Origin of the sequence: Flavobacterium agri, assembly GCF_013401995.1 — a bacterium.
Classification (GTDB): Bacteria; Bacteroidota; Bacteroidia; order Flavobacteriales; family Flavobacteriaceae; genus Flavobacterium; species Flavobacterium agri.
In genome coordinates this window covers 464,260-487,927 of record NZ_JACBJI010000002.1, presented here as the reverse complement: position 1 = coordinate 487,927, position 23,668 = coordinate 464,260, and the positions used below count along the sequence as shown (strand labels likewise).

General features: G+C 51.0%; 13 protein-coding genes. 8 read left to right on the top strand and 5 right to left on the bottom strand.

All coding sequences use genetic code 11. From position 1 onward, the window contains the following. The first annotated feature begins 159 nt into the window (after positions 1–159). The 3 genes from HZF10_RS06090 to HZF10_RS06080 are packed head-to-tail and all read left to right on the top strand — an operon-like array spanning position 160 to position 3,523. Positions 160–1,284 (top strand): glycosyltransferase, encoded by a 1,125-nt coding sequence (locus HZF10_RS06090; RefSeq protein WP_176005293.1) that lies wholly within the window; start codon positions 160–162, stop codon positions 1,282–1,284. Beyond that, a complete protein-coding gene (gene glf / locus HZF10_RS06085) occupies positions 1,281–2,411 on the top strand; it encodes a UDP-galactopyranose mutase (RefSeq protein WP_176005292.1) in 1,131 nt (376 codons plus the stop codon). Before HZF10_RS06090 ends, glf begins: the two co-directional genes overlap by 4 nt. Beyond that, positions 2,408–3,523, top strand: coding sequence for a glycoside hydrolase family 1 protein (locus HZF10_RS06080; RefSeq protein ID WP_176005291.1), 1,116 nt, complete (start codon positions 2,408–2,410; stop codon positions 3,521–3,523). The genes glf and HZF10_RS06080 overlap by 4 nt, the downstream gene beginning before the upstream one ends. Before the next feature lie 36 nt (positions 3,524–3,559). On the opposite strand, the gene HZF10_RS06075 is transcribed toward HZF10_RS06080, so the two are convergent. The 3 genes from HZF10_RS06075 to HZF10_RS06070 all read right to left on the bottom strand — a co-directional run bounded on the left by HZF10_RS06075 (position 3,560) and on the right by HZF10_RS06070 (position 4,607). Then, positions 3,560–3,769 (bottom strand): hypothetical protein, encoded by a 210-nt coding sequence (locus HZF10_RS06075; protein ID WP_176005290.1) that lies wholly within the window; start codon positions 3,767–3,769, stop codon positions 3,560–3,562. Beyond that, on the bottom strand, positions 3,747–3,881 hold the full coding sequence (locus tag HZF10_RS18070) for a hypothetical protein (protein ID WP_257008554.1): 135 nt from the start codon (positions 3,879–3,881) through the stop codon (positions 3,747–3,749). Before HZF10_RS18070 ends, HZF10_RS06075 begins: the two co-directional genes overlap by 23 nt. A gap of 303 nt (positions 3,882–4,184) precedes the next feature. Beyond that, on the bottom strand, positions 4,185–4,607 hold the full coding sequence (locus HZF10_RS06070; protein ID WP_176005289.1) for a response regulator: 423 nt from the start codon (positions 4,605–4,607) through the stop codon (positions 4,185–4,187). 117 nt (positions 4,608–4,724) lie between these two features. Between HZF10_RS06070 and HZF10_RS06065 the strand changes: the two genes are divergently transcribed. The 4 genes from HZF10_RS06065 (at position 4,725) to HZF10_RS06050 (ending at position 14,371) form a co-directional block, all read left to right on the top strand. After that, a complete protein-coding gene (locus HZF10_RS06065) occupies positions 4,725–6,164 on the top strand; it encodes a sensor histidine kinase (RefSeq protein ID WP_176005288.1) in 1,440 nt (479 codons plus the stop codon). 2 nt (positions 6,165–6,166) lie between these two features. Next, the gene (locus HZF10_RS06060; protein WP_176005287.1) at positions 6,167–6,589 is read left to right on the top strand and encodes a response regulator; all 423 of its coding nucleotides are present in this window, start codon (positions 6,167–6,169) and stop codon (positions 6,587–6,589) included. A 189-nt stretch (positions 6,590–6,778) separates the two neighbouring features. Then, positions 6,779–13,129 carry a HAMP domain-containing protein gene (locus HZF10_RS06055; RefSeq protein WP_176005286.1) on the top strand — a complete coding sequence of 2,117 codons (6,351 nt, stop codon included), beginning with the start codon at positions 6,779–6,781 and terminating at the stop codon, positions 13,127–13,129. A 9-nt stretch (positions 13,130–13,138) separates the two neighbouring features. Next, positions 13,139–14,371, top strand: a complete 1,233-nt coding sequence (locus tag HZF10_RS06050) for a sensor histidine kinase (protein WP_176005285.1) — start codon at positions 13,139–13,141, stop codon at positions 14,369–14,371. Between the two features lie 189 nt (positions 14,372–14,560). On the opposite strand, the gene HZF10_RS06045 is transcribed toward HZF10_RS06050, so the two are convergent. Next, on the bottom strand, positions 14,561–15,082 hold the full coding sequence (locus tag HZF10_RS06045) for a hypothetical protein (protein ID WP_176005284.1): 522 nt from the start codon (positions 15,080–15,082) through the stop codon (positions 14,561–14,563). 251 nt (positions 15,083–15,333) lie between these two features. Beyond that, the gene (locus tag HZF10_RS06040; RefSeq protein WP_176005283.1) at positions 15,334–17,496 is read right to left on the bottom strand and encodes a tetratricopeptide repeat protein; all 2,163 of its coding nucleotides are present in this window, start codon (positions 17,494–17,496) and stop codon (positions 15,334–15,336) included. Between the two features lie 432 nt (positions 17,497–17,928). Between HZF10_RS06040 and HZF10_RS06035 the strand changes: the two genes are divergently transcribed. Beyond that, entirely contained in the window at positions 17,929–23,562 is a 5,634-nt protein-coding gene (locus HZF10_RS06035) for a T9SS type A sorting domain-containing protein (RefSeq protein ID WP_176005282.1), read from the top strand. Positions 23,563–23,668 lie beyond the last annotated feature (106 nt).

Below are 23,668 nucleotides of genomic sequence, written 5' to 3'. Positions count from 1 at the left end.
TGCCGGCCTCCTAAATTTGTAATGCCATTTATGCCCAAGACAGGTTGTTACGCCTGAAGGACTTTTCTACGCGTTTCGCGCATTTTTCTCCATTACTTCCAGCACATCTGCGCTCCCGGATCGATCGGGATTTATTCGTTGTATCAATACGCACACCATATGAAGAATCTGCAAACCGCAGCGCCGGAGTTGCCCGGGCATGAACTGGAGCAAGAAAACCAAGGATATGATGTAGTCGTTTTTTGCCACTTGCGGTGGGAATTCGTCTACCAACGTCCGCAACATATCATCAGCCGCCTTTCCCGGGATCGCCGTGTCCTTTTTGTCGAGGAACCGATCGGATTTTCGCCGGACGAGGAAAATACCTCAAGACGTATCGATATTTCCGATACGCTTCACGTGCTCCAGCCGCGCGTCAGCGACATAGAGTCTATCGGGCCGCTGCTTAAGGAGTACATGAAGAGCGATTCCATCGCCGTCGGATGGTTCTATTCGGCCGCTTTCTCGCCGCTGATCGACCAGATCGGATTCGACAGCATCGTGTACGACTGCATGGACGAACTGACGTTGTTCAAGGGCGCGCCCCAATCGCTGATCAGCCAGGAAAAATTCCTGATCGGTTGCGCCGACGTCGTCTTTACGGGCGGGAAATCGCTGTTCGAATCCAAAAAAGACCTGCACCCGAACGTGCATTGTTTCCCTAGCTCGGTAGACCAACCGCATTTCGCGCAGGCCCTGAACGGGATTCTGACGCCTGAGGACATCGTTTCGATACCGCATCCGATCGTCGGCTATTTCGGCGTCATAGACGAGCGCATCGATTTGGGGCTGCTCTCGCAAACGGCCTCTGAAAACACAGAGGTATCGTTCGTGATGATAGGTCCTTTGGCCAAAATCGGGGAAGACGAACTGCCGCGTGCCGGGAACATCCATTATCTCGGGATCAAATCGTATTCCGAGTTGCCGAATTACGTCAAGGCGTTCGACATCGCCATGATGCCGTTCGCGCTCAACGACGCCACGAGATTCATCAGCCCGACCAAGACATTGGAATATATGGCCGCGGGGAAACCGATCATCTCCACGCGTATCTCCGACGTCGTGCGCGATTACTCCAATTGCGTGGAACTGGTCGACAGCGCGTCGGGATTCAAATCGGCCATAAGCAGGATATTGTCCTTTGCGGACCGTTATCCGTCGGACTATTCTGAAATACTGCGAAAGACCTCTTGGGACGCGACCGTTTCGGCCATGAAGCAACAAATGAAACAACCGGCGTCATGAGAAAAGCAGATATCGTAATTATAGGCGCCGGTATTTCCGGTGCCGTGTTGGCCGAGCGTTACGCCTCGACAGGAAAGAAAGTCCTGGTCATCGAAAAACGCGCGCACATCGCCGGGAACTGCTACGATTATGTAGACGGGAACGGTATTTTGGTTTCTAAATACGGGGCGCACCTGTTCCATACCAACGAACGGGACGTTTGGGAATATGTGAACCGCTTCTCGGATTGGTACGCTTGGGAACACAAAGTGGTCGCCAGGGTCGGCGACAAGACTGTCCCGATCCCGGTGAACATCACCACCGTGAACACGCTGTTCGACGAAAAGATCACTTCGGAAGCCGAAATGCAGGACTGGCTCGAACGCAACAGGACCGCGTTCGCCGATCCCCAAAACGGACGCGAAGCCGTACTGGACCGTGTGGGTGAGGCGCTTTACGAGAAAATGTTCCGTCATTACACCAAAAAGCAATGGGACAAATATCCCGAAGAGCTCGATGCCTCGGTGCTGAACCGCATTCCCGTACGCCATAACCTGGACGACCGTTATTTTTCGGATGTGCACCAGGCGTTGCCAAAAGGCGGGTACACCCAGCTTTTCGCGAACATGCTGCAGCATCCCGACATAGAAATTCTGCTCGACACCGATTATTTCGACATCGCCGATTCGATTTCGGGATACGAAAAACTTTTTTACACCGGGCCTGTCGACCGCTTTTTCGATTTCAAGCATAGTTTGGTAGAAAAGCTCGAGTACCGTTCGATCAATTTCGTTTCGGAGACGCATGTGGTGGAATTCTACCAGGAAAACTCCGTCGTGAATTATCCGGGAACGGACGTGGATTTCACGCGCATCATCGAATACAAGCATTTCGGCAACCAAAAATCGGGCAAAACAACCGTGGTAAAAGAATTTACCGTAGACGAGGGCGAGCCGTATTATCCGGTTCCGAACCCGCGCAACCAGGAAATCTACGCCCAGTACAAGATCGAAGCCGACAAACTGCCCGACGTGCATTTCGTGGGCCGCCTGGCCAACTACAAGTATTTCAACATGGACCAGGCCTTCAAGAATGCGCTCGACTTGTTCGATTCGCTCCAGGTCTTGCCGAAAACCACGGCCGCATGAGTTTCTTCCGATCCTTCATAATGGGCGGATACGAATGCGCCGATCACATCAACCGCTCGGGAACGCGCATAAACCTGTTGCGCGAGACCGAGCACGACGTACGCGTTCGTGAAGATTACGCACTGTTGGCCGAAGCCGGGATCAAAACCGTACGCGAAGGTATTTGCTGGAGCGCCGTGGAAAGCCGACCCGGACGCTTCGATTTCGGCGAAGTGCTCCACCGCATCGAGGCCGCACGCGAATATGGGATACAACAAGTTTGGGATTTGGTCCATTTCGGGTATCCGGACGGGTTGTATCCTACGCATCCGCATTTCTGTGACCGGTTCACGGCATTGTGCGAAGCTTTCGCGGTTTTTCACAAGGCACATTCGACAGAGCGGCTGTTCGTAGTCCCGATCAACGAAATCAGTTTTCTGGCATGGCATTCGGGCGATGTGAGAGGTACGGTCCCGTTTGCCGTCAATAGCGGGTGGGACATGAAATACCATTTGTGCAAGGCGGCCATTTTGGGCATACGGGCGTTGCGCGCTGCCGATCCGGATTGCCGCATCGTGCTGGTCGAGCCTTTGGTGAAAATACACCAAAGCGATTTTTGCTCCGATGAGCACCTTTACGACATCAACAGCCACCAATTCCAGGCGATGGACATGATTTTGGGCCGGATGTGCCCGGAATTGGGCGGTTCGGAACTTCTTGCCGATGTCCTCGGATTCAATTATTACTGGAATTGCCAATGGTACGAATCCTTCGGTCCGTTGGCGTGGCCCGACCAACAGCAGGAACGTACACCTCTTTCGAGACTTCTGAAAAAAGCCTACGCGCGTTACGGCAAACCGATTTTCCTTTCCGAGACGGGCCATTTCGGTTCAGGCCGCATCGAATGGCTCGATGAGGTGATGGCCGAATGTACGGCGGCCGTAGCCAAAGGCGTAGACTTTCACGGCATCTGCCTCTATCCTGTGACCGATCGCCCTGATTGGGACGACCTCTCGGGGTATTGCCAGTGCGGCATTTGGGACCTGGACGTTTTGAAAAACCGAATCGTGCACCAGCCGTATCTGGATCGGATCCTGGAGTTGCAGACCGTGGCATATAAGGTGGTTACATAAAAAGACCGGTAGAATATTCTCTACCGGTCTTGTTTTTTAAATTCCCCGCCAAAAATCTTCTTCGCTTTGGGAACAGTGTCCTTCCTGTACTTTGTACCTTATCATGTGTTCGTCTGGGTCGATCTCTGTTTCATGATCGTCAGCACTGCTGCCACGGTCCTTTTCGGCTTGCTCCGCATCGGGATTGTCGCTGTGCGGACCGGTGAACGCGAATCCTTCAAAATTACTTTTTAGGACTTTTGCCATGGGGTTTTTCGGCGGTTTGATCGGCCGCCTTTTCTACAGCTGCTGTTTTCGCGTCGGCTTTTTTCGTGCTGCTGGGCGCCTTCTTGCTCCTGTCGTTTCTTGAATCTTTCATGTTTTTTTCCTTTTAAGGTTAGGGATAAAAGTAGGGCCGATCGATGCGTTGGCGTTATACAATTCGGCGTGGTTGATGGACGATTGCTCTTTGTGCTTACAGTGTATACGCGTTTACAAATCCCAGGCCGGCACATTGAGGTTCGTAGAGATTTTGATTACCTGGCTATCGAGGCTGTTTGGATTTGTCGCGGGTTGTTACTTTATAAGATGTATCAAGGCCCGATATTTACACATTGGCGGTTAAGGCCGTTTCCTTAACGCGAGCATGCAATCGGATTGGTGGATAAATTCAACCCGGGACTCAGGCAAATCTATCGTCAGTCCTCGCATTGCCGGCACCGACATAGGCCGCAAGCTTTTGTTTGAGCACTTCTTTAAACATGTCGTAATCTGTGGGCTTCGTGAGGTAGGCGCTGGCATGCAATCCTTTGGTCTGGTGCATCATCCCGCGTACGTCGGATGTAGACAACACGATCACCGGGATTTTTTTGAGCCTCTCGTCATCTTGGATCGCTTCGAGGAATTCGCGCCCGTCCATACGGGGCATGTTCAGATCCAAAAAAATGATCTCGGGCAAGATAGAGCCGCTTTTCAAGATAGTCAAAGCTTTAAACGCGTCGTGGATCGCGTGGTATTCCGCATCCGAGACCGCCTTCAAGGCTTCCTGGAAAAGTTCGCAGTCTTCGGGATCGTCGTCGATATGCAAAATAACCTGGATTGCCATAGGCCCGCATTTAAAATTGATGTAAATTTAGGAAATCCGTCTTTCGGATGTTAATATTTCCTTAAAAATAAAAAATATTACAGAATTTTTCAAAAAACGGCCACTATTATTTCGCCAATGAAGCTGTCCACTCAAATCATTTTGGGCTTTTCGGTAGTCATCGTGCTTTCTGCGGCCGATTCCTATACGAATTACCTGTTGTCCAAGAAAGTACAGCGCAACACCGATTTCCTTTCCAATTCCGAGGCCATCATCCGCAATTCGAACCGCGCGCACAAGGTCATCATCGACATGCAAAGTTCGTTTCGCGGTTATCTGCTGACCGATGACCGTACGTTCCTGAACGTTTATTACGACGGTATCCAAAGCGTTCCGCGGTATTTGAAAGAGCAGAAACGGCTCGTGGGCGACGATCCGCGGCAGCAGGCGATATTGGATTCGATAAGCGCCATGCACTCGTATTGGATCACCTATTCGAGCCAGTTGATCGAGTCGCGTCAAAACACGCCTTCATCGTACGTGCAATTGTTCGAATCGCGCCTCAAGAAACACGTCGGCAAAAAAATCAACGACGAGATCGCACGCCAATTCGCGAGATTCGACAAAATCGAATATGCCGCGAGGAAACACCATAGCGCCGTTTTGCTTTCGTCTATAGAAACGACGCATACCATTTCGCTGATATTTCTTGTGCTTACCATCGGAATCGGGATTTGCAGCACCATTTACATCGTCATCGTGATCACCAAAAGGATCGCGTCTATGGTCGACATGGCCGAAGACATATCCAACGGACGGTTTACGCATGTGCAGGATACGAAGAATGACGAACTTACAGGTTTGTCCGAATCGCTGAACGTGATGTCCGACAAGCTCGACAAGAACATACGCGAACTCGAGACGCGCAATACCGAATTGAATAAGTTCGCCTACGTCGTCTCTCACGATTTGAAAGCGCCGATAAGAGGAATCCACAACGTGATTACCTGGATCGAGGAAGACTTGCAACACGAACTCTCACCCGAACTCAAGAAATACCTGATGATCATCCCGCAGCGCACGCGTCGTATGGAAGCACTCATAAACGGTTTGCTCGACTACGCAAGGATCAACCTCAAAACACCGATAGAGGAAGTGGATCTCGACAGTCTCGTACACGATTTGGCCGAATCGATCATCCCGCGGACTTTTACCGTCGAAATAGACAAATTGCCCGTGTTGCACACCGAACGGCTCAAGTTGGAACAGGTGTTCGCGAACCTCATCAGCAATGCCGTAAAATATACCAAGACGGAGCAAGGCCATATAAAAATAACGAGCGCCGAAACCGAAGGCCGATATGAATTTTCGGTCATCGACAACGGCATCGGCATCGACCCCGAATACCACGCCAAGATCTTCGAAATCTTCCAGACGTTGCGCGAAAAGGATGAAAAGGAAAGTACGGGCGTCGGACTGGCCATCGTAAAGAAAATCATAGACGAACAGCACGAAACCATTCGTGTGGAATCGCAACTCGGACAAGGTTCGGCTTTTATATTCACCTGGAAAAAATAATTATGGACAAACACACCATCTTACTCGTCGAAGACGACGAACTCGACATCATCAGCGTCGAACGTTCGCTCAAGAAACTGGAAACCGATTATGAGCTGCGCACGGCCTACAACGGCATCGAGGCACTCACGGCGCTCAAAGGCGGATTGAAACCCGACGTGATCCTGCTCGACCTGAACATGCCCAAAATGAACGGCATCGAATTCCTGCGGATGTTACGCGCCGACCAGACACTCAAGAAACTGAAAGTCTTCGTCATGACCACTTCGTCCGAAAGCAGCGACCGCGATCTTGCCGAGGAATTGGGAATTTCGGGGTACATCATCAAGCCGCTCAATTACACCGACAACAGCAAAAGACCCGATTCGATGGACGCGTTCGTACAATTCCACTTGCGCAAAATCCTTGTAAACGACGGAACGTAGCTGCTTTTGGTATTCATTTCCGCAGAAACGTTAAAACTGTAATAGTAAGCAGATAATGCTTAACTTTAGTAAGATGAGTTTCCGGGAAACCGCCAAATCCACATCATACGCTTATTGTGTGTGCCTCACTTCACCACTCGAAGCGCGTCGAATTCACCTGACAACAACAACTAATCTGTTCTACTGCAAATGAAAAAGGTCCTAGATGCGCCCACGGCCGAAAAGACTGCTAAACGGCCCGGCAGCAAACCTACCAAAGCAAAGCGAACCGGCAACCGCCAGGAAAGCCCACTGCTCACCGATGCGGAATTCCTCAAAATACTGCAAAAAGTCAAAAACGGGAATTTTTCTCAACGATTTCCGACCGACCAGGACGGCATCACGCGATCGATTTACGACACCTTGAATGAAATCATCGACCTCAACGAGCGTATGGTTTTCGAGTTCCAGAAAGTCGGGAAAAGCATCGGTAAGCAAGGAAAGCTCACCAATCGCGTAACGCTTGACGGAGCGCGCGGATCGTGGAGTTCATGCGTCGAATCAGTCAATACCTTGATTTCCGATCTGGTTCACCCGACGATCGAAATCGCGCACGTGATCACCTCGGTGGCAAAAGGAAACCTGTCGCAGGAAATGCCGCTTTCCATCGAAGGCAATCCGCTTCAGGGAGAATTTTTGCGCATCGCCAAAGAGGTAAACGGGATGGTAAAACAGCTCAACCTTTTCTCTATGGAAGTAACGCGTGTGGCGCGCGAAGTAGGAACCGACGGTAAACTCGGCGGTCAGGCCAAAGTACGAGGAGTGGGCGGTGTGTGGAAAGATTTGACCGATTCGGTAAACAAAATGGCCTCGAACTTAACAGGCCAGGTGCGGAATATCGCAGATGTGACGACCGCGGTGGCAAAAGGCGACCTTTCCAAAAAAATTACCGTAGACGTTAAAGGCGAAATCCTCGAGCTCAAAAACACGATCAACACGATGGTGGATCAGCTCAATTCGTTCTCTTCCGAAGTAACGCGTGTGGCGCGGGAAGTAGGAACGGAAGGAAAACTCGGCGGACAGGCACAGGTAAAAGGCGTCGGCGGTACGTGGAAAGATTTGACCGATTCGGTAAACCAGATGGCCTCGAACCTAACGGGTCAGGTGCGGAACATCGCCGATGTGACCACAGCGGTAGCAAAAGGCGATCTTTCCAAAAAAATCACGGTAGACGTTAAAGGGGAAATCCTCGAACTTAAAAATACCATCAACACGATGGTGGATCAGCTCAACTCGTTCTCTTCCGAAGTAACGCGTGTGGCGAGAGAAGTTGGTTCCGAAGGCAAACTCGGCGGACAGGCGCGTGTACGAGGTGTCGGCGGTGTTTGGAAAGATTTGACCGATTCGGTAAACCAGATGGCCTCGAACCTTACGGGCCAGGTGCGCAACATTGCCGAAGTGACCACAGCCGTGGCAAAAGGCGACCTTTCCAAAAAAATTACGGTAAACGTAGAAGGAGAAATCCTCGAGCTCAAGAATACGATCAATACGATGGTGGATCAGCTGAACTCGTTCGGTGCCGAAGTAACGCGTGTGGCGCGAGAAGTAGGTTCCGAAGGTAAACTCGGCGGACAGGCCAAAGTAAAAGGCGTCGGCGGAACGTGGAAAGATTTGACCGATTCGGTGAACCAGATGGCATCGAACCTAACGGGTCAGGTGCGGAACATCGCCGAGGTAACGACCGCGGTGGCGAATGGCGACTTGTCCAAAAAGATTACCGCTGTTGCGGAAGGAGAAATCCTCGAACTCAAGAAAACCATCAATACGATGGTGGATCAGCTCAACTCGTTCTCGTCCGAAGTGACGCGTGTGGCACTCGAAGTAGGAACGGAAGGAAAACTTGGCGGACAGGCGCAGGTAAAAGGCATCGGCGGAACATGGAAAGATTTGACCGATTCGGTAAACCAGATGGCGTCGAACCTAACTTCGCAAGTGCGGAACATCGCCGAGGTAACGACCGCCGTGGCAAAAGGCGACCTTAGCCGACAGATCACGGTAGATACGAAAGGCGAAATCCTAGAGCTTAAAAATACCATCAACACGATGGTGGGCCAGCTCAACTCGTTCGCCTCCGAAGTGACGCGTGTGGCGCTCGAAGTGGGAACGGAAGGAAAACTCGGCGGACAGGCGCAGGTAGAAGGCGTCGGCGGAACGTGGAAAGATTTGACCGACTCGGTAAACCAGATGGCATCGAACCTTACAGGACAGGTGCGCAACATTGCCGAAGTGACGACCGCGGTAGCAAAAGGAGACCTTTCCAAAAAAATTACGGTAGACGTTAAAGGAGAGATCCTCGAACTTAAAAATACCATCAACACGATGGTGGATCAGCTTAACTCGTTCTCGTCCGAGGTAACGAGGGTTTCACGAGAAGTGGGTACCGAAGGAAAACTCGGCGGACAGGCCAACGTGCCCGGTGTAGCCGGAACCTGGAAAGATTTGACTGACTCGGTAAACCAAATGGCGGGTAACCTCACGGCCCAGGTGCGGAACATCGCCGACGTGGCTATTGCGGTGGCGAACGGCGATATGTCTCGAAAAATCACCGTAGACGTGCGCGGGGAAATCCTGCAGCTCAAGGAAACGCTCAATACGATGGTGGACCAGCTTCGCGAGTTCGCATCCGAAGTAACGCGTGTGGCGCGCGAGGTGGGTACAGAAGGTAAACTCGGCGGACAGGCCAACGTACCCGGAGTCGCCGGAACCTGGAAAGATTTGACCGACTCGGTGAACCAGATGGCGGGTAACCTTACGACCCAGGTGCGGAACATCGCCGAGGTGACGATTGCGGTGGCCAACGGCGACATGTCGAAGAAAATTACGGCCGACGTGCGCGGGGAAATCCTGCAGCTCAAGGAAACCGTAAACACGATGGTGGATCAGCTTCGCGCATTCGCATCCGAAGTAACGCGTGTGGCGCGCGAGGTAGGAACCGAAGGCCAGCTCGGCGGACAGGCGTTCGTACCCGGTGTGGCCGGAACGTGGAAGGATTTGACCGACTCGGTAAACCAGATGGCATCGAACCTTACCGGACAAGTGCGCAACATCGCCGACGTGACCAAAGCGGTGGCGACGGGTGACCTTTCCAAGAAAATTACGGTAGACGTTAAGGGAGAAATCCTCGAGCTCAAGAATACCATCAACACGATGGTGGAACAGCTCAACTCGTTCGCATCCGAAGTAACGCGTGTGGCGCGTGAAGTGGGTACCGAAGGAAAACTCGGCGGGCAATCCGAAGTAAAAGGAGTTGCGGGAACGTGGAAAGATTTGACCGATTCGGTGAACCTGATGGCGTCGAACCTGACCGATCAGGTGCGTGGAATCGCGAAAGTCGTGACCTCGGTGGCGATGGGCGACCTTAAACAGAAACTCTCGATCAATGCCAAAGGCGAAGTGGCGCAGCTTACCGAAACGATCAACGAGATGATCGAAACGCTTGCGACCTTCTCGGATCAGGTAACCACGGTGGCGCGCGAAGTAGGTGCCGAAGGAAAACTCGGCGGACAGGCGCACGTACCGGGAGCTTCGGGAACGTGGAAAAACCTCACCGAAAACGTGAACCAGCTCGCGGCGAACCTCACGACTCAAGTACGTGCGATTTCGGAAGTGGCATCGGCGGTAACCCAGGGTGACCTTACGCGAACCATAGGTGTGGAAGCCAAAGGCGAGGTGGAAGCGCTAAAAGATACGATCAACCAGATGATCGCGAACCTTAAAGCGACGACGCTGCGCAACCAGGAACAGGATTGGCTCAAATCGAACCTTGCCAAGTTTACGCAGATGCTTCAGGGACAAAAAGAATTGCATTCGGTCACCAAGAAAATCCTTTCGGAACTCGCGACCGTCGTAACCGCGCAACACGGCTTGTTCTACATTTTGCAGGAAGACGAGAAATTCATCGATTCCAAACTCAACCTGATCGCTTCGTATGCGTATGTGAAACGCAAAAACGCGCCGACGCAATACGGAATGGGCGAAGGTTTGATCGGTCAGGTGGCGTTAGAGAAAGAACGCATGCTGTTGTCGAACGTCCCGAAAGACTACATCAAGATTGGATCGGGTCTCGGAGACGCAAGGCCACAGGACGTAATCATCCTCCCGGTGTTGTTCGAAGGACAATTGAAAGCCGTAATCGAACTCGCGTCGCTCGATACGTTCAGCCAAATCCACCTCGATTTCCTTGAAGGTTTGACCGAAAGTATCGGTATCGTACTCAACACGATCCAGTCGAACTCGAGAACCGAGGAACTTCTCGTACAATCGCAGTCGCTTGCCGGCGAGCTCAAAAGCCAGCAGGAAGTACTCAAGAACACGAACGAGGAACTCGAGGAGAAAGCGTTGCTGCTCGCCCAACAGAAAGGCGAACTCGAATTCAAGAACGAAGAGGTCGAAGTGGCGCGTAAAGCCCTTGAAGAAAAAGCCGACCAGCTCACGCTCACCTCGAAATACAAATCGGAATTCCTCGCGAACATGTCGCACGAATTGCGTACGCCTCTCAACTCGCTCCAGATTTTGGCCAACGAACTCATCGCCAACCGCGACGGGAATTTGTCCGAAAAACAAATCCAATTCGCGAAAACGATCAACTCGTGCGGTGACGACCTTATCCAACTCATCAACGACATCCTCGACTTGTCGAAAATCGAATCGGGTTATATTTCGGTCGAATACCAGCCGATCAGCTTCGAGGAAATCAGCCGTTTCGTACAATCGACGTTCAATCCGATTTCGGAAGCAAGGCACCTCAAATTCACGATCGAACAGGACGACAATCTTCCGGAGCTTATCGAAACCGATTCGCAAAGGCTCAACCAAATCCTCAAGAACCTGTTGTCGAACTCGTTCAAGTTCACCGAAAAAGGACAGGTCGGACTCAAAATCTACAAAGCCAACAACAATTGGAAGATCAAGACGCCAAGCCTCGAGAATGCCGAGAGCGTGATCGCGTTCGAGATTTCGGATACGGGAATCGGGATTTCCAAAGAAAAGCAGAACATCATATTCGAAGCGTTCCAGCAAGCCGAAGGTTCTACGAGCCGCAAGTACGGCGGAACCGGACTCGGGCTTTCGATCAGCCGCGGTCTTTCTGACCTTCTCGGCGGAAGCATCGAACTCGAAAGCAAGGTCGACCACGGCAGTAAATTCACGTTGTTCCTGCCTTCGAAATTCGTTTCTACGGGAGGCGAGATCGAAACCGTAGAGACCGTAGAAGGCAATGCCGCGAGCACCAAAACCATGGTGAAATCGCTGCCCGCGCCAAGTTTCCCGAACGGAGAGGTCGAGCAGTTTTTTGTCGATGAAGTGGGCGACGACAGAACCGACCTTCAACCCGGCGACAAAATCGTCCTGATTGCAGAAGACAATTTGACTTTTGCGCGCATCATGGTAGATCAGGCGCACGCCAACGGCATGAAGGCGATCGTGACCACAAGAGGCAATGACGTGATCGACTTTATCGACCATTTCCACCCGCATGCCATCACGATGGACATCAACATGCCCGATACGAGCGGCTGGAAAATACTCGACAGGCTCAAAACCGACTTCAACCTACGTCACATTCCGGTGTATATCATCTCGGGCGAGGACGAACGCAACAAAGGCCTGAAACGCGGAGCGCGGAATTTCCTTGTGAAACCGGTCAAGAACGACGATCTGACTTCGTTGTTCAACGACATCAAATCGTTCAGCAACAAAAGCAAGAACCTGCTGATCATAGACGACAATGAAATGGAACTGCAGATGATCATCAATGCCGTCAAAGGCGATGACATCATCATTTCCGTGGCAAGGACGGCCGAGGAAGGCGCGACGTTCATCCGCGAGAAATCGTTCGATTGCATCATCCTCGACCTGATGCTTCCCGACGCGCACGGACTCGATCTTCTGACCGAACTCGAAAACAACATCTCGGGCCAGGAAACCGCGATCATCGTGCATTCGGCTGGCGATCTGAATCCGAAGCAAAAAGCGAGGCTCAACAGGTTTGCCTACACCGGCATCACCAAAGGAGTCGGTTCGCTCGATCAGGTGGTAGACCAGACGGCGTTGTTCATGCACCGCGTACACAAGGAACTTCCGATTGAAATGCGCGCCGGTATCGAATCGTATTACATGAAGGAGGACGTATTGCTTGGCAAGAAAGTGTTGATCGTAGACGACGACATCCGAAACCTGTTCGCGCTCACCACGGCACTCGAGCGCTTCGGGCTAGAGGTCACGAGTGCGGAAAGCGGCAAGGAAGCGATAGAATTCCTCAACGAAGCATTCGCCGACATCGTGCTCATGGACATCATGATGCCCGAAATGGACGGTTACGAGACCATGAAAAACATCCGGAAAGAAGACAAACACAAAGACCTCACAATAATCGCCGTTACGGCAAAAGCGATGAAAGGCGACAGGCAAAAATGTATAGAATCGGGCGCATCCGATTATATCACGAAACCCGTGAACGTAGACCAGCTGTCGTCATTGATGCGTGTTTGGCTTAAAAAGTAAGATGACCTGATGGAAGAAATCATTCAGAATACGGTCAAAATATTGATTGTCGACGATAAGAAAGAGAACCTGCTTTCGCTTCAGGTCATCTTGTCGGACCAAGGATATGAATTCGTGGAAGCCCACTCCGGAAAGGACGCGCTACGCATTTTGCTCAAAGACCAGAATTTCGCCATTATCCTTATGGATGTGCAGATGCCGATGATGGACGGTTTCGAAACGGCGGAACTGATCCGCCAAAGCGACAAGCTCAAGCACGTGCCGATCATATTCCTCACGGCCAATATGGATACGTCCGATTATATTTTCAAAGGCTACCAGGCCGGCGCGGTCGATTACATGATCAAGCCGCTTTCGCCCGAAATCCTAAAGGCCAAGGTGATGGTGTTTGCCGATCTGCATCGGAAAAATCTCGAATTGCGTATCAAGGAAGAGGAGACTAAACAGCTCAATACAATCATATCGGAAGCCAACCGTGAACTCAAGGAAAAATATGTCGAAATCGAGGAATTCGCCAACGAACTCAAACTCAAAAACGCGGAACTCGACGCTTTCGCCTATGTGTCGAGCCACGATTTGCAAGAGCCGCTGCGCAAGATCCAGACGTTCACAAAACTGATTCTGGATACAGAGAACGACAATCTGCCCGAAGGTGCTAAGGCCAAACTGGGACGCATCCTGAACTCCGCCGACCGTATGCGCGACCTGATCACAAGCCTGCTCACGTTTTCGAGGATGAGCGTCAAGGAACGGATTTTCGAGCGCGTCACCATAGAAAGCATCATCGAAGAAGTGCGCACCATGCTCGACGGAAGTTTCGACGGAAAAGAACTCGTCATCGAAACCCAACTCGAAGGCGAAATCAACGTGATACCGTTCCAATTCACGCAACTGTTCCAGAACCTGATTTCGAACTCGATCAAATTTTCAAAACCCGGACTCGCGCCGCATATCATCATCAGCCAAAAAGTCGTCAAGGGTGTCGATACGGGAATGGAACGCCTCGAACCGCAAAGTGCTTATTCGTGCATCACATTTCAAGACAACGGCATCGGGTTCGAGCCGCGCCACAACGAGAAAATCTTCGGGGTTTTTCAAAAACTGCATGAAAAAACGGCTTATGAAGGAACGGGAATCGGACTGGCCATCGTCAAAAAAATCATCGAAAACCACAATGGCATCATTACGGCTCACGGAAGCCCGATGAAGGGTTGCACGTTCAATATTTTCATACCGCATTGAGATAATTCCGATTCCAAAACCGATTTACAATAAAAAACCGCGATCAAAAAATCGCGGTTTCTGCTTCATTTTTCCCGAAGCCGAGGACAATACCCAACCAAGCGTATTGCCCCGGTTCGGAAAGCCACCTTCATTAACCTCATTGTTTTTTTGTTCGGAGTTAATTTGTTTTGGCTGATTTCTGGCGGATTACGCCACTTTTACGACCGCTTTCTTTGCAGCCAGAAAAGCGAACAATCCTGCCACGATTACCGGAATTCCGGAAAGCAACGCCAACGTGCGGCTGTTCAATCCCGAATATTTGCCACGGGCGATGTCGGGTGAAGCGAAATACACGATAAGCGTGACGATCACTGCCGCAGCGACGAATTTGGTTACGGTGTTAAGATTCGGACGGAACAGGAAATATCCGAATGCCAACGAAAGCACGAGCAAAACGCCAAGGAAAATTTGTACGATCAGATACGTCGAGCCTTTTGGCGCTTCGTTGATCACTTTTTCGGCGTTTGCGATTTCGCCGTCGAGATACGCTTTGGTTTCACCGGTCATGGTTTTGGCCTGTTCGCGGAATTGTTCGATCTGTTGTTTGGCTTCGGTGAGTTCCGCCTCGGCTTTGTCTTTGTCGATACCGGCGCGGTAAATGCTCATCGAGCAGAAAAGGATGGCGAAAAAGATGGCGATGATGCCGAAAATTCTGGATACGATTTTCATTTGTTTAGGTTTTTTTTGATGTTAAAACTTTGATTGTCACGTCGATTTCGGGATCGACGATGCAAGGATAAACCAAAAGAAAATGAAAATTTCGGCAGATGAACGAACGTTCCTTTTCGACAGATTACCGTCGGGAATATGGTGAAAATCGTTTGGGCTGGAAGGTATTTTTACAGTCCTTAACCCATAAAAATGTATTCTATGCGATGCTTTCGATATCGTCGATTACTATGACCCGTAAGATGCGTTTGTCAGTTTTCATAAAAATAGGGAATTTCAAACGCCACTTTGGCCCCGACGACATTCTTGTATTGGTCGAAAATATTGTTGGCATGCACCACGAAAGCCGGGTTTTTGGTGTAGTTGACGAGTCTTTCGCGCGTGATGTCCATCGCCATCGATTTGTGGTTGTCGGCTTTTTTCGCAACGTCGAAACCGATGCCGTTGTCCGAAACCTCGAAGTACAGTTTATCGCCTTTGAGACGGAAATCGATGTTGAGCATGCCGTCTTCGGTTTTGCTTGCGAGCCCGTGTTTGATCGCGTTCTCGATAAACGGTTGGGTGAGCATCGGCGGCAGGAAAATCGATTCGGCATCTATGGATTCGTCTACGTTGATCTTGAAATCGAACGCTTTGTTGTACAACAACTGCTGGATCGAGATGTAGTTTTGGATGAGTTCGATCTCGTCTGCGAGCGAGGTGTAATTTTCGTCGGACGATTCGAGAATCTGGCGCGTGAGTTTCGAAAATTGGTTCAGATAATCGACGGCCTGGTTCTCTTGCTTGTTATGGATAAGGCTACGCACATTCTGTATCGAATTGAAAATGAAATGCGGATTCATTTGCGAACGGCGCAGTTTCTGTTCGGTGAGCAACTGTTTGTTTTCCATTTTGACCTTGCGCATCTTCACGATCGCGATCCCGAATCCTAGCACGATCACCAGACACAGGAATCCGACGATCCACCAGATTTTCTGTTGCTGCGATTGCTGGAGTTCGCCGTCCTTGCTTTTTACGGCATTCTTGAGGTTGCTTTCCCTTTTCTTGTACGCGTAACTGTATTTGATCTGTGCGGCCTTGTCGAGGTTTTGCATGCTGTAGACACTGTCGGTCAATTGTTTATGTATCGCCTGTTTTTCAAACGCGAGTTTGTATTGCTGTTGTTTGTAGTAAATATCCGAAAGCAGCCGCGCGGTATCCTTGCGGTAGTCAAGCACGTTGAGTTTGTTGGCCAAGGTTTCGCTTTCTTTCGCATATTCCAACGCTTTGTCGTATTCTTCTTTCAGGTAATAGATACGGCCCATTTTGAAATAGCAGTAAGCCAATTCCCTTTGCGCGCCCAATTCGGTATTGATGTCGGCCGCTTTTTTGAATTGGACGAGCGCCGCGTCGTAATGGCTCTGCTCCAATTCCATCTGACCGATATTGGCTACCGTGTTGGCGATGCCAGCCTTGTTATTCAACTGGTGATAGCTGGCCAATGCCGTTTCGAAGCCCGCTTGCGCATCGGCGAAATTCTTGTTCTCTACTTCTACTGCGGCCAGGTTGACTTTCATGCTCGCCGTTTCCAACTTGTCGCCGAGTTTTTCGAATAGGGTTATGGCTTTTCGGAAATAACTCGCCGCTTCGTCGTGGCGCTCCAAAAGCGAATAAATCCCGCCGATGTTTCCGAGAGCCGTCGCAATGCCGCGTTGGTCGCCTACGGCTTGCTTGAGTTCGAGCGATTTGTTGTAATATTCGAGCGCTACCGTAAATTTTCCCTGTCGTTTATACGCCGTGCCGAGGTTCACATATCCGTTTGCGATGCCGCTCTTGTTGCCGAGCTTTTCGTCTATCGCTACCGCTTTTTTGTAGATGTCGATGGCTTTTTCGAAGTCGCCCACTTTCGAATACAGCACGCCTATGCCACGCAGGCTGATCGAAAGCCGTTTTTGGTTGCCGGCTTCTTCGGCCAGTTCGATCGCTTTTTTGTAGTTGTTTTCAGATTTGTCGTAATTCCCGAGCAGGAAATGAACGCGTCCGAAATTGTGGTAACACGTAGAAATGCCAACCTTGTCGTGTAAGGATTCGTAGATCTGGAGTGCTTGCTGATAGTATTTTTCGGAAAGCGATTGGTCTCCCTGTTTTTCAGAGATCGCGTTGGCCATAAACAACAAGCTTTTGGCTTTTCCTTGCGGATAGTTGAGTTGGGTCGAAACCGTTTCCGATTCCTTTAGCAATTGCAACGCCCTGTCGGGTTCGGTCTGGAATATTTTCGAGGCGACGTTGTTCAACAGGTTTACCCGTACGGTATCGTTCCTGGTGTACGTCCTGAGCGCGTTCTGCAAGCTGTCGAGTACCTTGTTCTGGGCATTCGAAACCATTGACACACACAGCAATAAAAACAGTGCCTTGAACTTTGGGGATTTTAGCATCGCGGAAAAAAGTTGGTTTGGTGCCTCACAAAAATAGAGAAGAAAAAAACTTTTTTGTAGTCGGATTCGGGTTTTCTGGGCCATTTGTGTAAGAATTTATCGACGTCACTTCATTTATCCGACGAACGTCGTCACCGTCATCGATTCGATGGACCGAAAAACGCTTTTCCGGCAAATCCCGACGAAAATCCTGCGAATGCAAGCGTTCGTTCATTCGCCAAAATTTTGAACTTTTCTTGGACTATCCTTGCATGTGAATTGGCGCGAATTCAGAAATCAAATCGGGATCATACTCGAATTTGTAATCCGAATCGTAACATTTCTTTTTACATAAAAAAATTTTTATAGTGAAAATTCCGACTATTTAATCATTATGTTTGGCGGATTTTCCTTACAATAAATCACTTAGCATTAATCTCTAATAAACTGATCTTGAAACAGAATTACCCTATTTCGGAAAGATGGCAACGCTTGCGGTCTTTCCTTATGTTGAGCCTGGTCTTTTTTGCATGCCAGGCCCTATCGGCCCAAGTGACGATTCCTGCGGGGAACACTTACGGCTTCCTGGACAATCGGCCGATTTCCGTAAACGATAACCACGAGCGATTGGCCTCTTACTACACGGCCGCCGAACTTGGCATAGCCGCAGGTTCTTCGATCACAGGCATCCGCTATTACCTGCAGACCGCCAACGGGCCGCAGAATACACCTTTGAAGGTCTATTTGAGCAATGCGGGAACCGGCACAAGTTTCTTTTCATCGATTTATTCAAATGTTGAACCTTCCGGAGCGGCACAGTATTCCGGAACAATGCCTTCTGCCGCGTTCGTGCCGGGCGGCTGGATCAACATTCCGTTTGCGACACCTGTGACTTACACTGGCAACAACATCCGCGTTGTGGTCGCTACTGATGGTGGAAACTCCATAAGTGAATCGATTAACGCCAAACAATTCAGATGGTCATTAGGACCAACCAATTCTTCACAATATTGGTATTCCTGGACATCGCCTTTTGACGAAGACGATTACGGCGTTCCGGAAAGCGGGCGTCCCAACATCCAGATTTTTTACACCACACCGGGTTCAGCGGGGCATGTTTCGTTTGACAACGCGACGTTCACGGCATCAGAAAATACGATGGCCACCATCACGGTCAACCGAAACGGCGGCTCAACGGGCGCAGTTTCAATCAACTACGCCACAAGCGACGGAACGGCAATCGCCGGAACCGATTACACAGCAGTTTCAGGAACCTTGACTTGGGCCGACGGTGACATGACGCCAAAAACCTTTACGATTCCGGTCAATGCCGACTTCGTGCTCGACAATGCGGAAACGATCAACCTGACGCTTTCGAATCCCAACGGGACGACGATTGCAAACGGCGCGACAGCTACCTTGACCATTACCGACGTATTGCCTCCGATGCAGGGAACTTATACTGTCGGAGTCGGTGGCGATTACCCATCGCTTACGAACGACGGCGGAATTTTCCAAGCCATCAACACGCGCATAGCCGGTGTTTCTGGACCGCTTACGATCAACATCATCTCTGACATCACGGGAGAAACCGGAAAGCACGCCCTCAATGAAATCGCGAGCGGCCAACCAGTACTGATCCAGCCATTCGGAGCGCCAAGAACCGTTACAGGAACATTGAGCAACAGCGTCGACAACCTCGGCCTGTTCCGTTTTGAAGGCACCGACAACGTGACTATCAACGGATCGCTTACGGGCGCGACTGCTGCAAGTTGCCTCGTTGGTGGAGACGCATCTTTGCGCCAACTTTCTTTCGTGAACAATACGAGTGCGAATTCGGCAGTAATCTTGTTCCAGTCGGCTGCGGCTGGCGCGAACAACAACACGGTCAAGAACATCAACACTAAAGGTTATGCGGCTACGAGTGGATATGGTGTCATGTTCCGCATGTTCCCTAACTCGATTGCGGTTCCGTCTACGGCACACAACGAAAACAACCGCGTGGAAAACTGTTCGGCCAAGAAAGTCGCTACTGGCTTCTATTCGGCAGGTGTGAGCGTTTCTAACCAGGACATGAACCTGGTCATTACCCAAAACGAGGTTTCGGGTACTGGCACTGATAGGGTCGGTCGGAACGGGGTTTTCATCTCGCACCAGATCAATCCACAGGTGACGTACAACAAAGTATTCGTTGAAACTCCGAGTGCGTACAGTATTTCCGAAACAGTGGCTTTGGCCATCGGCTCAGGGCAAGCGTATTCACCAAGCGTCACAAGCGGCGGAATCAGCGGTGCTTTGGTGGCGAACAATTTGGTCACGGGAGCTACGAACGCGACTTCGTTTGGAGGTTCGGCCGCGGGTATCGCGATTTCGGGAACCTCTACAGGCGCGCCCAATGTGATACAAAACAACATGATCAGCAACGTGGCGGGCTTGTCACAAGGCAATTACCATACGGCTGGAATCTGGGTGGTCGGAGCCGTCGCTTCGGTCACGAAACTTTATCACAACACGATCAACCTATATGGTGACCGCGGTGCTGGATCGATTCAATCACCAAGCTACGGCATCGCGATTTCAGGTCTCGATCCTTCTGTGGAAATGAAAAACAACATCATTTCGACCACGCAGATCGCATCAGGAACGGCCAACACGAAAACCTACGCTTTCGGTACGTTGAGCAGCACTTTCAACAATTTGGTTTCCGACAACAACGTATTTTACATAGGCGGTGCCCAGGCAGGCGGATTCCGTTCCGGCGGCCTTTCGACTGCCGTGGGAACAGCTCACGCCAATCTCGCTGCGTGGCAGGCGGTTTCGGGCAAAGACGCGAACTCCATCCAGGTTCTTCCTGTTTTCGCTTCACAGAACGACTTGCACCTCGTGGCGGGAAGCAACCCGACCATCGATGGCATCGGAACTCCAATCCCTAGCGTCACGACAGATTACGACTGTTTTCCAAGAAATCTTTTGACCCCGACTCCGGGCGCGAGCGAAAGCAACGTGGCAGGTTTCGCGATCTCGGCTTCGGCAGGAACGGGCGGAACGGTTACTCCGGCTGGAACGACAAACGTTCCGACAGGTACGAACCAAACCTACACGATCACGCCAAACTGTGCTTACCTCATTGCCGACGTTTTGGTCGATGGCGTTTCACAAGGGGCAATCACGACGTACACGTTCTCGAACGTATCGGCTAACCACACAATCAGCGCGACATTTACCGCAGTTGTTCCGACAATCACAGCATCTGGCGCGACGACGTTCTGCCAGGGCGGAAGTGTGACCTTGACATCATCCGCAACAACAGGAAACGTCTGGTCAAACGGTGCCACGACACAGTCGATCACGGTTTCGGCTACCGGAAACTACTCGGTTACGTTCAACAACGGTACTTGTGCTTCGGCTCCGTCTGCGGTGACTGCGGTGACGGTAAATCCGGCTCCGGCAACTCCGACGATTTCGGCTTCTGGCGCAACGACTTTCTGCCAAGGAGGAAGCGTGACCTTGACGTCATCTGCAGCAACCGGAAACACTTGGTCTACAGGTGCGACTACGCAATCCATCACGGTTTCGGCTTCAGGAAACTATACGGTCTCGGTTTCTAACGGCACTTGTGCTTCGGCTTCATCGGCTGCAACAACGGTAACGGTAAACCCGATTCCGGCACAACCGACGATTTCGGCTTCGGGCGCAACGACGTTCTGCCAAGGCGGAAGCGTGACCCTGACTTCATCTTCTGCAACCGGAAACCTCTGGTCAACAGGCGCGACGACACAATCGATCACGGTAACACAAGCCGGAATCTATTCGGTTTCGGTGACAAATTCAGGCTGTACGTCTGCAGTTTCGGCCAACACGAACGTGACGGTTACGCCATTGCCGGTAACTCCGACGATCACGGCTTCAGGTGCGACGACTTTCTGCCAGGGCGGAAGTGTGACTTTAACGTCTTCGATCAGCACCGGAAACCTGTGGTCAAACGGCGCGACGACCCAATCGATCACGGTTACGGCTTCAGGCAACTACTCCGTTTCGACGACGAGCGGCGGCTGTACGTCGAACGCTTCGGCAGCGACAACGGTTACGGTGAACCCGCTTCCCGCAACGCCAACGATCACTCCGACAGGCGCGACTACTTTCTGTCAAGGCGGAAACGTGACGCTTATCTCGTCATCGGCTACCGGAAACGTTTGGTCGAACGGCGCGACAACGCAATTCATCACGGTTTCTGCTTCGGGAACATACTCGGTTTATGTGGATAACGGAACTTGTGATTCGGCAGTTTCAAACGAAGTGACGGTCACGGTGAATCCGGCAACGGTTGCACCAACGATTTCAGCTTCGGGCGCAACGACGTTCTGCCAGGGCGGAAGCGTTACTTTGACGTCTTCGGCTGCAACGGGAAATACTTGGTCGAACGGTGCAACGACACAATCCATCACGGTCTCGGCATCAGGGAACTACACGGTTTCGGTGGCGGGCTCAGGTTGCGGATCGGCAACATCGGCGGCGACCACAATTACAGTGAATCCATTGCCTGCAACACCGACGATTTCAGCTTCCGGAACAACGACATTCTGCCAAGGTGGAAGCGTGACATTGACATCATCTTCGGCAACCGGAAATAACTGGTCGAACGGCGCGACGACACAATCGATCACGGTTTCAGCTTCGGGAACGTATTCAGTTTTCGTGGACAACGGCTCTTGTGCTTCGGCTACTTCGGCTACTACGACAGTCACTGTGAATCCATTGCCAGCGACGCCAACGGTTTCCGCTTCTGGCGCGACGACTTTCTGTCAGGGTGGAAGTGTGACTTTGACATCTTCATCCGCAACCGGAAACATCTGGTCAACAGGCGCGACGACACAATCGATCACGGTTTCGGCCTCAGGAAATTATTCGGTTACGGTAGATAACGGAACTTGTTCGTCAGCCGCATCGACGGCGACAACAGTAACGGTAAACCCATTGCCAACGACTCCGACGATTTCGGCTTCAGGTGTGACAACTTTCTGCCAAGGTGGGGAAGTGACTTTGACTTCTTCTTCTGCTACAGGAAACGTTTGGTCAAATGGCGCGACGACACAGTCGATCACGGTTTCGGCTTCTGGAAACTATTCAGTAACGGTAAATAACGGGAACTGCGATTCGGCTGCATCGACGGCGACGACCGTTACGGTAAACGCATTGCCGACGACTCCGACGATTTCGGCTTCTGGCGCGACAACTTTCTGCGAAGGTGGAAGCGTTACCCTAACTTCATCTTCGGCAACCGGAAACATCTGGTCAACAGGCGCGACGACGCAATCGATCACGGTTTCGGCCTCAGGAAATTATTCGGTTACGGTAGATAACGGAACTTGTTCGTCAGCTGCATCGACGGCGACAACGGTAACGGTAAATCCATTGCCTGCGACTCCGACGATTTCGGCTTCTGGCGCAACGACTTTCTGCGAAGGCGGTGAAGTGACTTTGACTTCATCTTCCGCGACAGGAAACGTTTGGTCAACTGGCGCTACGACGCAATCGATCACGGTTTCAGCTTCAGGAAATTATTCGGTTTCCGTAAATAACGGAAATTGCGATTCTTTGCCTTCATCCGAAATTACGATAAGCGTCACTCCTGCTCCAAACGCGGCAGTGACCTTGACTTCGGGAATTTTGACCGCCGCACAAGCTGGTGCGACATACGAATGGTATACTTGTGCGAACGTTTTGATCGCTGGCGAAAACGGACAATCGTTCACACCGACGGTAATCGGAGATTATTATGCCGTGATCACGGTCGGGGAATGCTCGGCGACGTCGGCATGTATCCCGGTTACGGAATTGGGCGTACGCGACCTTGACCCGAAAGCGTTCAGGATTTACCCGAATCCGGTGAGCGACGTGCTTAACATCGAATACGAAGGCGAGCTTACGCAAGTGGAAATCTTCAGTTTGCTAGGACAGAAAATCATGGCGAAACAGGTGAATGCGGCCCAAACGCAAATCGACATGTCGGGACTTCCTGCGGGCACTTTCCTTGTGAAAGCTTCGTCTGAAAACGCTTCGAAGACGTTCAAGATCGTCAAGAAATAAACTGACCCAAAATAGTTGGCAAACCCCGGAAACTCGTTTTTTCGGGGTTTGTTTTTTTAGTAAAATCGGAAGTATCGTTCTCAGTACAAGCTTTTGTGGAGCGTTT